10 protein-coding genes are annotated in these 14,633 nt (G+C 62.3%); 7 read left to right on the forward strand and 3 right to left on the reverse strand.

What is annotated here, in order from left to right; translation table 11 throughout:
• Positions 1–2 precede the first annotated feature (2 nt).
• From HII33_RS00855 to HII33_RS00865, 3 genes are read right to left on the reverse strand one after another with little or no spacing between them, the layout of a single operon-like run.
• Entirely contained in the window at positions 3–740 is a 738-nt protein-coding gene (locus tag HII33_RS00855) for an amino acid ABC transporter ATP-binding protein (RefSeq protein ID WP_179393908.1), read from the reverse strand.
• A complete protein-coding gene (locus HII33_RS00860) occupies positions 733–1,422 on the reverse strand; it encodes an amino acid ABC transporter permease (RefSeq protein ID WP_179393909.1) in 690 nt (229 codons plus the stop codon). Before HII33_RS00860 ends, HII33_RS00855 begins: the two co-directional genes overlap by 8 nt.
• Complete coding sequence (locus HII33_RS00865; protein WP_179393910.1) at positions 1,403–2,062, reverse strand: amino acid ABC transporter permease; 660 nt, start codon at positions 2,060–2,062, stop codon at positions 1,403–1,405. The genes HII33_RS00860 and HII33_RS00865 overlap by 20 nt, the downstream gene beginning before the upstream one ends.
• A gap of 669 nt (positions 2,063–2,731) precedes the next feature.
• Between HII33_RS00865 and HII33_RS00870 the strand changes: the two genes are divergently transcribed.
• From HII33_RS00870 to HII33_RS00900, 7 genes are all read left to right on the forward strand, one after another.
• Positions 2,732–4,189, forward strand: a complete 1,458-nt coding sequence (locus tag HII33_RS00870) for an amino acid ABC transporter substrate-binding protein/permease (protein WP_179393911.1) — start codon at positions 2,732–2,734, stop codon at positions 4,187–4,189.
• The gene (locus HII33_RS00875; RefSeq protein WP_179393912.1) at positions 4,189–4,929 is read left to right on the forward strand and encodes an amino acid ABC transporter ATP-binding protein; all 741 of its coding nucleotides are present in this window, start codon (positions 4,189–4,191) and stop codon (positions 4,927–4,929) included. Before HII33_RS00870 ends, HII33_RS00875 begins: the two co-directional genes overlap by 1 nt.
• A 561-nt stretch (positions 4,930–5,490) precedes the next feature.
• Positions 5,491–8,013, forward strand: coding sequence for a prealbumin-like fold domain-containing protein (locus HII33_RS00880; protein WP_179393913.1), 2,523 nt, complete (start codon positions 5,491–5,493; stop codon positions 8,011–8,013).
• Positions 8,014–8,334: 321 nt separating this feature from the next.
• Complete coding sequence (locus HII33_RS00885; RefSeq protein ID WP_179393914.1) at positions 8,335–10,626, forward strand: SpaA isopeptide-forming pilin-related protein; 2,292 nt, start codon at positions 8,335–8,337, stop codon at positions 10,624–10,626.
• Positions 10,626–11,756 carry a pilin N-terminal domain-containing protein gene (locus HII33_RS00890; protein WP_179393915.1) on the forward strand — a complete coding sequence of 377 codons (1,131 nt, stop codon included), beginning with the start codon at positions 10,626–10,628 and terminating at the stop codon, positions 11,754–11,756. Before HII33_RS00885 ends, HII33_RS00890 begins: the two co-directional genes overlap by 1 nt.
• Positions 11,746–13,317 (forward strand): SpaH/EbpB family LPXTG-anchored major pilin, encoded by a 1,572-nt coding sequence (locus HII33_RS00895; protein WP_179393916.1) that lies wholly within the window; start codon positions 11,746–11,748, stop codon positions 13,315–13,317. The genes HII33_RS00890 and HII33_RS00895 overlap by 11 nt, the downstream gene beginning before the upstream one ends.
• 78 nt (positions 13,318–13,395) lie before the next feature.
• Complete coding sequence (locus HII33_RS00900) at positions 13,396–14,553, forward strand: class C sortase (RefSeq protein WP_179393917.1); 1,158 nt, start codon at positions 13,396–13,398, stop codon at positions 14,551–14,553.
• The last annotated feature ends 80 nt before the right edge of the window (positions 14,554–14,633 follow it).

A 14,633-nucleotide genomic window follows, 5' to 3' on the forward strand; every position in this document is an offset into this window, starting at 1 on the left:
CCTTAGTAATTCATGCTGGCCAAGAACGCCTTGGCTGAGTCGGTCGGTGGGGCGGTGAAAAAGGCTTCGGCGGGCGTGTCCACGGTGATCACCCCGTCATCGAGGAACAAGACGCGATCGGCGACCTGTCGCGCGAACCCCATCTCGTGAGTGACCACGATCATGGTCATCTCGCGTTGGGCGAGGGCGGTCATCATGTCGAGGACGCCGCGGACCATCTCGGGGTCGAGACTGGCGGTCACTTCGTCAAAGAGCATCATCTCGGGGTGCATTGCCAGTGCGCGCACGATCGCGACGCGTTGCTTCTGGCCGCCGGAGAGCTGGCGCGGGTAGCGGTCGGCGAAGTCCGCAAGTCCGACGTCGGTCAGCAGCGTGCGGGCTTCTGGCTCGGCGTCTGCGCGCGGGCGCTTGGCCACCTTGACTGGCGCCAGCAAGACGTTCTCCAGCACGGTCAGGTTCGGGAACAGATCGTAGCTCTGGAACACCATGCCGATGCGTTGGCGCAGGGCTAACCAGGTCGCCGGCGTGGGGTCGATGGGGGTGCCGGCGAAGGCCAGCGTGCCGCCTTGGAAAGGCTCCAGGCCGTTGAGGGTGCGGATCAGCGTGCTCTTGCCTGAGCCCGACCGGCCGAGCAGGGCGACCACTTCCCCCTTATGCACCTGGAAGCTGATGTCCTTGAGGATCTGGTTGTGCTGATAGGCTTTGCTCAGGTGTTGCACGTCTAGTAATAAGTCAGCCATTGGCGACCTCCAATCTCTTCTTCTCGGTGTGCTTGGCCCACCACGACAGCGGCGCGCAGAGCACGTAATACATCACGAACATCGTGCCGTAGACCCAAAAGGCGAAGGCGGGATGCTTGTGGGCGTTGGCCTCGACTAGCGTCTGCCCGACGTTGACGATGTCCATCACGCTGATCATCAGGAGCAGGCTGGTGGTCTTGATGATGCGCGTCGCGAGGTTGATCGTACCCGGCAGCGCGATCGGGAGCGCCTGTGGTAACAGGACGTAGCGGAACTGCTGGGTCCGGTCTAGTCCCAGTGCTTCCGCGGCCTCGAGCTGGTGACGGGGGACTGCGATCAGCGCGCCGCGCACGATGTCCGACATCTCCGCGGCGGTCCACAGGGCGAAGGTGACGATTGCCACCGCTTCTCCGCTAAGGTTCAGACCGAACGCTTGCGGTACGATGTAGTAGACTACGAACAGCAGGACGACTGTCGGCACGATGCGGAAGACCTCCAGGTAGCCGCGCAGGAGGACCTGTAACCAGCGGCGGTTCAACGTCCGTAGCGCCCCGAGGACGACGCCCAGCGCGCCGCCGATCAGGAGCACGATCACCGCAACACGCAAGGTGACGCCGAAGCCCGCCAGCAGCCGGTGGAAGTTCTGCCCTTCGAATAGAATGCTAATGCCCGAATGTGCCATAACGCACCCGCCTTTCTAGCGTCGTCAGCCCCCAAGACAGGGGGATCAGGATGATCGCGTACGCCACGACCAGCGTGAATAGGTACTCGCTGCTGCGGTAGTAGAGCCCGATCAGATCCAGCGCCGTGTTGGTCAGCTCGGGGATCGCGATGACCGTGAAGATCGACGTCTCTTTGATCAAAAAGATCACGTTCGCGGCCAGCGCCGGGACCGCCGCGGCGAGCCCCTGGGGGATGACCACATAGCGCGCGAGCTGGCCGTTCGTCAGCCCCAGCGCCGCACCGGATTCCAGCTGGCCGCGGCCGATCGCGTTATACCCGCTGGTGAAGGCCTCGGCCATGTAGCTGCCGCCGAGAAACACCAAGCCGATCAGGCCGCTGGCAGTGGCGCTGAGCTTGATGCCCAGCCCTGGCAGACCATAATAGATGAAAAATAGCTGGACCAGAAGTGGCGTGTTACGCGCCACATCGATGTAGCCGGTGGCGAGCTGGTGCAGGCCCGGCAGCCGGAAGAATTGCGTAAGGCTGGCCGCGATGCCGACCACCAGCGCGCCGGCGATGCCGACCGCCGAGAGCCACAGCGTTAACCAGAACGCGGCGGCAAACTGCGGTAGGCTTGATTGGATCACTGACCAGTCCATGGGCAGGCCTCCTTGACTAATGACTGAACAAACAAACGATGGACCTCCTTATGTTTACCAGAGCGAAGCGGGGTGGGTTTAACGCACCGGCGCCGGTATCCGGTGAGTCCTTCATCACGGATTACTCACCGTATTTTAATTTAATGGACCGAAAAAGGCGGTGTGTCTAGTTGCTCCTAGACACACCGCCAACTTGGTCCGATTCACTTCGGGTGTAGGGCTACACGCCGGTCGGGACACCAGTTTGAACATGCGTAAAAGAGCCGCTATGCATTGCATACCAGTGACACATCGCCATACACATGTTCATCCGTTCCTGAGCCATCGTGAAGTTGCCCCCTTTCGTGAAATTAGTGTCATGGTACACCGCGCGTGTACAGGTGTCAACGAGAAAGTTTGCGTGGACCGCTGTGCGGATCTGCGGCGCAGTGATCCGCCGCCCAGTCGTACCGCAGCGGTCAAGTCGCGTCAAGCCAGCGCTTGGCCTAGCCCCGCCCTGACTAGTTTCATGACTATCAGATGGCTTTTCGGTCAGACACGCGCCGGCTCAAGTTAACTTTTCGTGGCATTGTTAGGTTACCTAACACGTTTGCTCGACACCTGTCACGGAACCAGCTATGCTCATCTTTGTGCATTGACACGAATCCCAAAACAGAAAGTGGTGTGAGTATGAAACGGAAGTGGTTCTGGACCACGATGTTAGCTGGCTTGTTTGCGATCATGACTTGGGGGATGCCCCGAGAACAGGTGCAGGCGGCCGAGACCTACACCATTGGCACGGATGTGACGTTCGCGCCGTTCGAGTTCGCGGATAAACACAACCAGTACGTCGGCATCGATATCGATCTGCTGAATGCGATCGCGGCGACCGAGGGCTTCAAGGTCGAGTGGAAACCGGTGGGCTTCAACGCGGCAGTCCAATCGCTGGAAGCGGGGCAGGTCGACGGGGTGATGGCGGGAATGAGCATCACGCCGGAGCGTCAGGCGAAGTTCGCGATGTCGGACCCCTACTACCAGTCGGGGATCGCCATGGCGGTGGCTCGCGACGCGACGATCAAGGGGCTCAAGGACCTGCGCGGCAAGCGCGTGGCGGTCAAGACTGGGACGGCGTCGGCGGATTTTGCCAACGCCAACAAGGCCAAGTACGGCTTTACAACGGTCACCTTCGATGATTCCAACAACGTCTACCAGGACGTCACGACGGGCAACTCGCAGGCGTGCTTCGAGGATTTTCCCGTCATGCAGTACGGGATCGCGACCGGCGTGGCGCTGCGCGTGACCAACAAGACGCCGTATGCGGCGAACAACTATGGCATCGCGGTCCTGCAGTCGCACCGCCAGGACCTGCTGGTGAAGATCAACGCGGGGCTCAAGAAGCTGCGCGCCAACGGTCAGTACGACAAGATCGTGGCGAAATACCTCGGCGACGGCTCTCAGGCGTCCCAAGCGGCCAAGACGAAGAAGACGCAGGAAGGTGACCGGAGCTTCTGGGGCCTGCTGCAAGCCAACCGCGCCACCCTGTGGGCCGGGCTGGTCCAGACGCTTGAGCTGACCGTGGTCGGGATCCTCTGTGCCACGGTGGTCGGGATCCTGGTCGGCCTGCTCGGCGTCGTGCCGAACAAGGTCGCCCAAGGCGTGGCGACAACGTTCATCTACATCTTCCGCGGCCTGCCGATGATCGTGCTCGCCCTGTTCATCTACACCGGTGTCCCCGGGTTGATCCACACGAAGATCCCGGCCTTCGTTGCCGGCATCATCACGCTGACGCTGAACGAAGGGGCCTACACCGCCGCGTTCGTCAAAGGTGGCATCGGGTCGGTCGACGGCGGTCAGATGGAGGCCGCCCGTAGCTTGGGGCTACCGTGGACGAAGGCGATGAGGCGCGTGATCTTGCCGCAGGGGCTCCGGATCATGATCCCGAGCTTCATCAACCAGTTCATCATCACCCTGAAGGACACGTCGATCCTGTCGGTCCTCGGGCTGCTGGAACTGACGCAGACCGGGAAGATCATCATCGCCCGCAACATGGAAGGCTTCAAGATCTGGACGATGGTCGCCTTGATCTACCTGGTGATCATCACGCTGCTGACGTGGCTGTCGAATTACATTCAAAAGAAGGTGCGCTAATGACTCAACCCCGGATCGAGATGAAGAACGTCCGCAAACATTACGGCCACAACGAGGTCGTGCAGGGCGTGGACCTGAAAGTCGAAGATAACGAAGTCGTCGTGCTGATCGGCCCCAGTGGTGCGGGCAAAAGCACGGTGCTCCGCATGATGAACGGGCTGGAAACCACCACCGCCGGTGAGATCCTGATCGACGGTACCGACATCGCCAAGCCCCATGTCAACATCGACAAGGTGCGTGAGAAGATCGGGATGGTGTTCCAACACTTCAACCTGTTCCCCAACCTCAGCGTCTTGGGCAACGTGACGCTGGCACCGGTCGAGCTGGGTCTGATGGACAAGGCGCAGGCCGACCAAGAAGCGCGCCATCTGCTCGACGTGGTCGGCCTAGCCGACAAGGTCGACGCGCGTCCGGCTAGCCTGTCTGGCGGGCAAAAGCAGCGGGTCGCCATTGCGCGAGCGCTGGCGATGCACCCGGACATCATGCTGTTCGACGAGCCGACCTCGGCGCTTGACCCCGAGATGGTCGGCGACGTGCTCGCAGTCATGCGTAAGCTGGCCGCAGACGGCATGACCATGGTGATCGTGACCCACGAGATGGGGTTCGCCAAGGAAGTCGCGGACCGGGTCGTCTTCTTCGGCGATGGCCAGATCCTCGAACAGGGGACGCCGACGCAGCTCTTCGAGCACCCGCAGCATGAGCGGTTGCAGAGCTTCCTCGAAAAAGTGCTCGAGGCGTAGTCACGGGTGACTGCGGTCCGTTGGGCAATGCCGATCAGGCGGCCGGGCAGATTGCTTGGCCGCCTTGTTTGCACTCGGCGGACCGGTGGCAGTGATCGAGGTTTTTATTATTATAAATTGTTACAAAAATATGATTTTTTTGTGACGAGTACGCAGATTCTTGAATATATTTTTGAGTATTTTCGCGGGAATGCACAAAACGAAATTTTAGTTCACACGATATTGAATTTTTATGAAATGTGGTTGCGTTTTGACCGTTGTTATTGAATCGGCGCGACCACAGGGTTGGCGAATGATTGGGTGTTTTTACTCACCCGGTTTTAATAATCAGCCGTTTATGGCTCGCCCCCGCTTTTATTGATGCTTCAGTCTAGACCACCGCGGTTTGTTCCTAGCGCATGTGAATGCTATATTATGGAGCGTTATCGCCTTTGGGGGAAGACTTTAGCGGGATCACGGGCTTCGTGCGCCGTGTGGCACCATGTACCACGCCGTCTTTTCCCAACGCTTGAGGTTGGGATTTTTTTGTGTCTGCGGCGGAAAGGGGGCCCCATCATCAACTTGATCAAGAAGACGGCGGGTCGCCTGGTGCGGGTCGCGGCGGTGGCGGTGATCGCGCTCAGCAGCTGGCCGGGCGCGCGCACGGCCGCCGATGGGGTCGGTGAGATCCAGACGCAGACCCAGACGTACTACGCGGAGCACCCGGATGCGCAGTATGACGTCCTTGGGGCGGCCCAACGGTTCCACATTTTCGGCCAGACAGTCGACCTGGGCGTGTCGGAAAAAGGCAACATCGCGGCCGAGCACTTCACCGGCACCAGCGACTTCGGCACCGCCGGCAGTGATGTCGGGGTCCAGGCCGATACCGACCTGAATTACCTGCGTGATGTCACCCAGATCAGTGGCTCGGCCTTCAACTCGGCGCTGGCCACTAAGTTTGTCACCGGGACCGAGACCGCGTTCACCAGTGAGGACAACGGCAACGCCGTCGGGCTCGCTGGCCAGAAGCTGGCGCTCGTCCCAACGTCGATCTACCGGGAAGCGGCGGGGGTCCAATACATTGATTTTGATGCGGAGTACGCCAAGCTGGCACAGGTGTCTGCGCTGTTTGCGGGCAAGGGCCAGACGGTCGAGAAGACCACCGACAACGACCTGACGATCAACGTGCGGGCCCTGCGCACGGCGAGCGTGCGCTACCCACTGCGGCTGACGAAGGTCAACGACGCCGGTGAGCCGCTGGCAGGGGCGACATTCAAGCTGGTCGCCGCGGATCAGTCGACGGCGGTCGCCACTGACGAGCTGTACGATGCAACGGATCACCACCCGCAGACTAATGCGTTCACCACCGACGCGGCCGGTCGGATCGACCTGTCCGTCGCCCAGGCCGGGACCTATTACTTCGTCGAGACCGAGGCGCCTAGCGGCTACGTGCAAGACGCCACCCCTCAGCGGGTGACGACGGGGCAGACGCCGGACGCGGTGTACGTGCGACTATCCTGGCAGCAACTCTACGGCTACGGGGATGAGGCCAGAAGCAAGATCAACTTCACCGGGTTCGACTTCGATGATCCCGCCGCCGCGCCGCTGATCGTCGATGTCGATTTTACCGGCTTCGACCCTAGCGCCGTGACGGCACTCGGCAACGCTGGTAACATCACGTTCGACGGGCTGTCGGCGGCTGACACGAGCGACTACGCGAAGGCGAAGATCCTCTGGAATTTTTATCATTATCCGACCGGCACCACCATTCCGATCGCCAACGACACCTTCTACGGGACGATCCTCGCCCCGGCGGCCAACCTTGACATTGAAAGCGCGCATGTCTACGGCTCGATCATCGGCCGGACCGTCAAGATCACGAACAGCGATAACAAGCGCTGGGACCTGAACTTCAAGGCGTACTCCGGAGATAACGACATCACCGTTGTCGATCATGCGCTGCCGACGACCACCGTGACTGCGGCCAAGGTCTGGCAACCATTGGTCGATGTCGCCACTGCAGAAGGAACGGCGACGCTGGCCTTGCACCAGCAAGACACGGCGAGTGGGACCGACACCGTGGTCGCAACGCGCACGCTGAGCGGGGCGTTGAACGACCCTGAAGCGTGGACGACTACCTTCACCGCGCTGCCCGCGGTCGACGCGGCGACCGGTGCCCCCCTGACCTACACTGTGCGTGAGACCGCTGCGACCGTGGCCGGTCAGCCGGCGCTGACCTACCAGGCCACGCAGACGGCGGCGACGGTCACGAATACCCAGTACGGGGTGACGGTCGCGAAGTATGACGCGGACACTGGCGCTGAGCTGACCGCCGCAAGCGGGGTCACGTTCAACGTGACGACCTGCGACGCGGATTGGCAGCCGACCGGGGCGACTCAGACCCTGACGCCGGCGCAAGTCGCGGCATTGGCGCCGGGTCACTACCGGCTGCGTGAGGCGACGCCGCCGACTGACTACCAACTCGATGACGCGCCGCAGTGGGTCACACTGACGGCTAAGGGCCAGTGGTTGGCCCGCGACGGTCAGGCGCTGGGCACGCAGGCGCCGATGGCTTCGGGCCGACCGGTCGACGGGCTCTATGTCGACGCGGCGCGGCCGCAGCTGTTGCACTGGGTCAAAGTTGACCGGCGTACCCTGTCGCTCACGTTGATCAAGCGCGACAAGCAGACGCACGCGACGCTTCGAGGGGCGACCTTCACCCTGACGCCCCAGGCTGCGGCGGCCAGTGACCTGACGACCGCCGCAGACGGTCAGGTGGCCACCGACCTGAGCCCGACGACGCGCTACGTGCTGACGGAGACCCAGGCGCCGGCTGGCCACGCCGCCTTGACAGGCAGCGCGACGATCCAAGGCACGCAAGTTACCCTGACCGGCGACTTTCGCGGGAACGTGACGGTGGCCGTCAAGGGCAGCGCGTTGACCCTGACCATCGATGATCCGCCGACCGGCGAACTGCCGGCAACTGGCGGGACCGGGATACGGGGCCCAGTGGTGCTCAGCAGCGCCGCGGTGGCGATCGCACTCGGCCTGTTCGGCCTGGCAGCAGCACAGCGCCGGCGTACGCAAAACACGAAAGAAATTTGAATTAAAAATGAGTAAGTGATATTATCATTCGACGTAACATATATATACTTTTTTGAACAAATGATGTGAATAAAAGTCTTGAGTGAACGCGAACCGATATCGGGTTATGGGAGTGGCCCGACATCGCGACGCGACCGCATCGGCGCGGGGATTATGGGAGTGGTGCCCGCGCAGCCAAGACGACAGGTGTAAGCGGCGCGTCCGGTCGGGGGATCGGGCGACGCCAAGTTTGGGGGACTGACGATGATCGATGGCCGATGGTGGCGTAGATCAAGACGGCGAGGCCCCCATGCGCAGCGGTTGCGTGTGGGGGTCATTGGCGTGACCTTGGGATTAGCGGTGTTGTGTGCGCTCGTGGCACCGGGCTCGGCTCGCGCCGGGGCGACGGACACTGACCAGGTCAGCTATATTCAGGGCACCGACGGGCAGCCCTACGTGTTCGACGGCACGCGATACCAGGCGGCGACAGACGCGCAACAAGCGGAGATCGCCCTGGCGCGTCAAAGCGGGCGCTTGAAGACGGATCAGCCGCTGAGCAGCGCCGCGCAGCAAGCTCTCATCGACGGGGAGCAGGCGCAGACGCTGCCTAAGGGGTTAGCTGCTCGGCTGACCTGGAACGACCAACCGGCGGATGCTGTCAAGACCGATTACCTTTACGACGGACAGCTGGCGATGCCGGCAGAAGGCAGCACGCCGACCGGGTACGTGCGCAAGGTGAGCGAGACCCCGCTGCCGGCAGGAGTGCTCTCGCAGCCGACGAACGTCGTCGAGTTGCTCGACTTTAACAATCCGACCGACCCGCGGCATCCCTACCTGCAACCGGTGGCAAATGCGACGGACATCTACAAGTATGAAGGCAAGACCTATAAGGCGGAAAAAGACCAGACCACCGGCGTCTGGTTGCTGGTCCAGGTCGCCAACGAGCCGCCTTATCGGGACATCGACGACCCGGCAACGTTTCAGATCGTCGCCGCGGCGACGGATCCCGACCGTGAGACCTACCTGACCGATCAAGCGGCGCTGGCGCAGCAAGTCGAGGCGATCGACGGTGATAGCGGCGCGAACCCGTTGTTTCAGGTCAATGGTGAGTGGTACCAGCTGATCAGCACCAGTGATCTGGCCGGGGTCGACACCGACGACCGGGCGATCTACACGGTCGATAACCCCGGACAATCAGCCGTCGCGGTCCACATGGCCGATTACTGGACCGGCGATCGGGCTGGCGACCGGGAGAACGTGGAAGACGGGGGCATTAACGCCGGCCATACGCTGAAGTTCGATAAGGGGCAGTGGAACGGTGACCGGACTGGGCTCAATACCTGGACGGGGGCTGGCAACGGGCCGCGTCAGGGCATCGTCCAGCCGCAGCTGGACGACGCGGGGTATCCGGTCTTGGCCCAAGACGGCAGTTCGCTGCAGTACCTGTTTGCGCCGGTCGAGGGGCAGACCCAAGGAATCAAGTTCTACGGGAGCACAGATGATGCGTCTGATGACCATGATCTGTTCGACTACCAGGACGGCACGTATTCCTTCGACAGTGCGACGGGCACCAAGCGCTTGAATGACGAGTACCGGTTCGAGACGGACCGGCGCAACCAGGGGCAGTTTTTCCCCTTCGACCAAGTCCAGTCGGTCAACGGGGGCAATGACCACTGGTTCGGCTTGAGCATGAACTTCGACTACCTGATGCCCGAAGGTGGGCGGATCCAGAATCGCGACGGCAGTAAGACGCCGATGATCTTCACCTTCAGCGGGGATGATGACTTCTGGCTATTCATCGATGGCCAGCTGGCACTTGACCTCGGAGGGATCCACGACGCGGCCGAAGGAAGCATCGATTTTACCACCGGGACCGTGACCGCTGGCAACAAGGCGGCGATGGACGCGGGACATCGGCGGCAGGTCACGACGACGCAGTTGAGTGCGGCGCTGATGAAGCCTGGCACGCATAACATCAAGATCTTCTACATGGAGCGGGGGAACAGTCAGTCCAACTTGGCGGTCCACTTCAACATGCGGACGCCCGAGCACTTCTATGCCCGCAAGGTCAGCGGCCAGCTGACCAGCTCGAAGCTATATGAGTACTGGGAACACTACCTGCACCTGCCGACTGCAGTGACGTACTCACGGCAGGACTTGCCGAAGTACCAGCTGCACGTTGACAAAGTCGACGCCGATTCGGGCCAGGCGCTACGCGGCGCGACCTTCACGCTGACAGATCAGGCCGACCGCCAGCAGGTGACCCAGACCGCGGATGCGGCGGGTCAGCTGACCTTCAAGGACCTGAAGAACAACGGCACCTATACCTTGACCGAGACGCACGCACCGACGGGCTACCAGCGGTTGACGGGGCAAGTGACCGTGACGATCCGGGCGGGAACGATCGCCGTTCAGGCACGTGACGGGGACATGACGCCGACCAATACGGTGGCGCACGTCAGCGATGACGCGACCACGCTGAGCCTGACCGTGCGCGACCGGGCGCTGGGCGTGCTGCCGGCGACCGGCGGCACCGGGCCGCTGCAAGCACTGCTGATCAGCAGTCTGGCCGGTCTGATCGCCGTTGGCCTGTTCGGCTGGGCAGGCGTGCAACGCCGAAAGGAGGACGCATGATGAAAAAACTGATCACATGGTTCACCGTGCTCCTCGGAGCGCTGCTGGCCTGGGCGGTGACCCCGCCGGCGGTGACGGCGGCGAGTGCGGTCACCGTCACCTTGCAACACGAGGTCCACGACCAGCAGGCCCGCGGCCACCCTGGCAGCCCTGGCGCATACGCCGACTTCACCGTGTACGACCTGACCGCGTATTATCACCAGCGGGCAGCCCAAGGCACGGCGATCGACACCTTGGCCAAGCAGTTGGGGCAAGACGACGACCAGGCCATCGCGGCCTTCATCGCCGCGCACCACTTGCGCGCCGTGGCACACGTCGAGACCGACACGACCGGGCAGGCGCGCTTCTGCGTGGACGGTGCGTGGGGCAACGCCTTTCTCGTCGTCCAGACCACACCGGGTCACGACCCGGTCAACGCGCTGGCCGTCAACGAAAAATCGATGCCGATCGTCTTTAGCCTGCCGCAGGCGGACCAGGCCGCCGGGATCACGCTGGCGACCAAGGCGGTCCGGACGCAGCGCGCCGTGTACTTCTACAAGTATGGGCGCGATGGGCGGGTCACCGCGCCACTCGCTGGGGCGACCTTCGCACTTCGCCGCGGGCCCGCGTACCTGACGACCAGCGGCGCGTGGCGCACGACGGTCCACCCGCTGGCCGATCCGCAGGTCCTAAAGCTGACCTCCGCCGCTGACGGCCTCGTCCTGCTCAAGGACGTGCCGCTGGCCGTCGGGCGTTACGTGATCACCGAGCTGAAGGCGCCGGCTGGCTACCAGCTGACCCGCCAAGCGCGCCAGATCGCGTTGCAAGTGCCTCAAGCGGACACGGATGCGGCGATCACCCTGAACGGGGCGGCGTTGCGGCCACTGCTGGCCGACCAGGTCCAGGCGCGAGAGGCCAAGCGCACCGCGCTGCGGGTCTACAACCCGCACACACCCGATCAGCCCAAGACGCCTGGGGGGATCACCCCGGGGACGCCGGGCAACCCATTGACCCGCCTGCTGCGGCATCTGCCCCAGACGGGGGAGGTCAAGACGAGCCTGGCGCTGCTAGGCCTCGCACTGATCGGGCTATCACTGAGTATTGGCAAAAAAATACACGACATTGGGGAGCGTGAAATTAATGAAAAGTAAGCTGAAACATATTCTCGCCGGGGCACTCTTAGTGCTACCACTGGCATTGCAGGCATTCACCGGGCTTCAGGCCGTTAACGCGGCGGATGCGCCCGCGACCGATCCGAGCAAGACCCAGACCGTGGTCCTGACCAAGCTGGTCTTTCCAGACGGCAAACAGGAAGACACGATCGATAAGATCGCGGCCGGTGATGGGACTGAGCTGAGCGACGCGGATCTGATGGGCGGCCAGAAGCTGGCCGGGGTCGAATTCACCGCCTATGACATCACAGGGATCAAAGTCGATCAAGAGGCCTTGAAGACGGCGACAACAGCGCCGGACGGGGCTAAGGCGGTCACCGCGCATGTCACCAACGTGGCCGGTCAGGCCAGCTTCGGCCTGCCGACTGTCGATGCCAACGGGGACTACAAGACCTACCTGATCCTTGAGACCAAGTACGCCGATCCCGAGATCAAAGACGGTACCATCGACAACGACGCATCGATCGTTCAAGCCGCGGCACCGCTGATCTTATCGATGCCACTGGCGACGAGCAAGACCGGGAACACAGTCTACCTCTACCCGAAGAACTACGACAAGAAGACCACGACCAAGGATCTGACCACGCCGACCGACGCCAGTGCCGGGCTGGGCGATAAGGTCGGCTACACGATCACCGAGACCATTCCGTTCGATATCGCGACGCGTGACCACTACAACGTGATCGATACCCCAAGCAAGGGCTTGGACGACCTGCTGGACACGGTCAAGGTGACCGCACCGGATGGCACTGAAGTCGACGCGTTCACCCCAGCGGCGACGGCTTCGACCGACAGCACCGGGGCTGGGTTCCAGCTGACCGGGGATATCACCAAACTGGCCAAATACGCGGGCCAGACACTGACCATCACCTATCAGGCGCAGGTCACGACCGCGGCCGTCACCGAGCTCAACAACAAGGTGACGACGGATTACAGCCACAACCCCCACACCGAGACCGGGACGACCCCGCTCGAAGTCGGTGGGGCGAAGTTTATCAAGGATGACGCCAACGATAAGACGAAGCTGGCAAACGCCGTCTTCGTGCTGGAAAACAGCCAGGGACAGATCGTCACGATCACCCAAGATGACGCGGGCAAGGCTGTCTACAAGTACATCGATGCCACTAAGCTCGACGTGCAGGCGCTGAGCGCCGCCATCGAGGGCCAGACGGGGGCTGATAAGCAGGCCGCCGCACTGACTGAATTAACGAAGCAGCTCGGTGCCGATGCGGCGCATGCCGTTGTGGCTGTCTCTGACGCCAACGGGGCCTTCGCGTTCACCGGCCTGAAGTACGGGGAATACAAGACGGTCGAGCTCGCAGCGCCGAAGGGCTACGCGGTGTCTAACGCCAGCCACGACTTCACCGTCAACGCTGAGAGTTACGAGGAGACTCAGGTCAACGAGATCACTAACGCACCGAAGGGGATCCTGCCACACACCGGTGGCATGGGGATCTACCTGGTGATCCTCGCCGGGCTGGCCGTGATGGCTGGGGCCTTCTTCTTCCTGAAGAAGGGGAGCCGGCGCGAAGAAGTCTGATCGCCATTGACGTGAACCGCGGATCGGCGCTGCTTAGGCGGCGCCTTTTCGCATCATCATAAGAAAGCAGGGATCGATATGGCGAAGCGCCACCCGCGCCCGCGTGCGCACCTTGTGACCCAGATCATCGCGTTCCTATTCCTGATCTTCGGGGCCGCCGTCGCACTGTACCCGTTCTACGTCGGGGCGCTGAACGACATGATCGATAATTATCAGCTCACCAAGGTCGAGCAGGCGAACCGGGCCAGCGGCGCCAAGCGCATGGCGGCGATGGCGGCGGAGAACCGGCGGCTCAAGCGAGAGGGCCTGAACGCGAACGCCGATCCGTTCACGGGGATGGCGAAGCAACAGAAGGCCGACTTGAACAAGGACATGCTCGGGACCGTTACGGTGCCCAAGCTGAAGCTGACTGTGCCGTTGTTCCAGACGTTGAGCGAGCAGACCCTGGAAGTCGGGGCCGCCGTCGTCCCGGGAACGTCGATGCCTGTCGGCGGGGCGAACACGCATACCGTGATCGCCGGGCACCGCGGGCTGGTCGACCGCCGGCTGTTCTCCGACCTCAACCGGGTCCAAAAAGGGGACGTGTTCGTCCTCAAGGTGTTCAAGAAGCCCCTGGCCTACAAGGTCTTCCGCATCCAGGTCGTCAAGCCCGAGGACACCAGCATCCTGAAGATCGAGCCGGGGCGCGACCTCGCAACATTGCTGACGTGCACCCCGTACATGGTCAACAGCCACCGGCTGCTAATCACGGGCAAGCGGGTGCCGTACACGGCCAAGGTCGCCAAGTCCGTCGCCCAAGCCCAAAGCAGCGAGCGCTGGCAGCAGTTGGCGATCTTCGCGGCGGCGCTCGGCGCGCTGGGACTGCTGGTGCTTGCGATGGGCAAGCGGATCCACACCTTGTTGCTGCGGCGGCACGTGTTCAACCTGCTGTTCTACCGCGTCGACGAGACAGGGCGACCGCTCGCTGGCGTGCGCTACCGGCTGTGCAAGAAGAACGGTCAGCCACTGTACCGGCGTGGCCAGATGCTTGAGATGACGACAGACGCGGACGGTCAGGGGTTCATCGATCACCTGCCGGGCGGTGTGTACACGCTCAAGGAGCTGACGCCAGTGCGGCCGTGGGCGGTGCGTGTGGGTAAGAAGAAGCTGCGTCAAGCCAAGATGCGCTTCTACCCGACGAAGGCCCAGGCGCGCGCGGTGCGTGATGAAGAAGGGCGCTGGGTGATCTGGCGATAAGGGGCTGGCTCAAAGGGGCTGACGTGTGTCAGGCCCCTTTTTGCGTGGAACGATTTGTGAATTAGTTGTTTTATTTATAA

This window comes from Lacticaseibacillus absianus, assembly GCF_013407595.1.
GTDB lineage: Bacteria > Bacillota > Bacilli > Lactobacillales > Lactobacillaceae > Lacticaseibacillus > Lacticaseibacillus absianus.

Coding starts and splice junctions, on each gene's coding strand:
- HII33_RS00855 (WP_179393908.1), bottom strand. CDS start 740: ATGGCTGACTTATTACTAGACGTGCAACACCTGAGCAAAGCCTATCAG.
- HII33_RS00860 (WP_179393909.1), bottom strand. CDS start 1,422: ATGGCACATTCGGGCATTAGCATTCTATTCGAAGGGCAGAACTTCCAC.
- HII33_RS00865 (WP_179393910.1), bottom strand. CDS start 2,062: ATGGACTGGTCAGTGATCCAATCAAGCCTACCGCAGTTTGCCGCCGCG.
- HII33_RS00870 (WP_179393911.1), top strand. CDS start 2,732: ATGAAACGGAAGTGGTTCTGGACCACGATGTTAGCTGGCTTGTTTGCG.
- HII33_RS00875 (WP_179393912.1), top strand. CDS start 4,189: ATGACTCAACCCCGGATCGAGATGAAGAACGTCCGCAAACATTACGGC.
- HII33_RS00890 (WP_179393915.1), top strand. CDS start 10,626: ATGAAAAAACTGATCACATGGTTCACCGTGCTCCTCGGAGCGCTGCTG.
- HII33_RS00895 (WP_179393916.1), top strand. CDS start 11,746: ATGAAAAGTAAGCTGAAACATATTCTCGCCGGGGCACTCTTAGTGCTA.
- HII33_RS00900 (WP_179393917.1), top strand. CDS start 13,396: ATGGCGAAGCGCCACCCGCGCCCGCGTGCGCACCTTGTGACCCAGATC.